Raw genomic sequence first — 423 nt, forward strand, 5'->3', positions numbered from 1 at the left:
GACTCAAAACATGACGAAAAACCATATTTCATGCGTTCAGTCTTAAAAGCAATTGGCGGTGATGTAAACACTATGAACAATTGAGTCATAGAACTTCCATTATTCTCCTGAAGATAATAATCGCCAAATAAACCAATACTCAGCTTTACAATATACTAACTAACCGCAGAACGTTATTTCATACAACGTTTCTGCGGCATATCACAAAACGATTACTCCATAACAGGGACAGCAGGCCACTCAATATCAGGTGCAGTTGATGTATCAACACGGTTCAGCAACACCCGATACTTCTTCCAGGCTTCCAGCAACGAGGTTTCTTCCTTCGTTGCAATTTCCAGATCTGCAGCATCCTGAAGCGGCGCAATATGCTCACTGGCTACCTGCATCAGGCTTTTTTTTGTTTCTTCCGCCTCCCGGATC

1 protein-coding gene is annotated in these 423 nt (G+C 42.6%); it reads right to left on the reverse strand.

Annotated elements, in window-relative coordinates; all coding sequences use genetic code 11:
- Nucleotides 1–212: 212 nt before the first annotated feature.
- Nucleotides 213–423, reverse strand: a 211-nt coding sequence (locus EJ063_RS20690; RefSeq protein WP_148104556.1) for a tail fiber assembly protein, incomplete at its 5' end; no start/stop codon positions are given.

It is taken from the genome of Vibrio aquaticus (assembly GCF_003970385.1).
Taxonomy (GTDB): Bacteria; Pseudomonadota; Gammaproteobacteria; order Enterobacterales; family Vibrionaceae; genus Vibrio; species Vibrio aquaticus.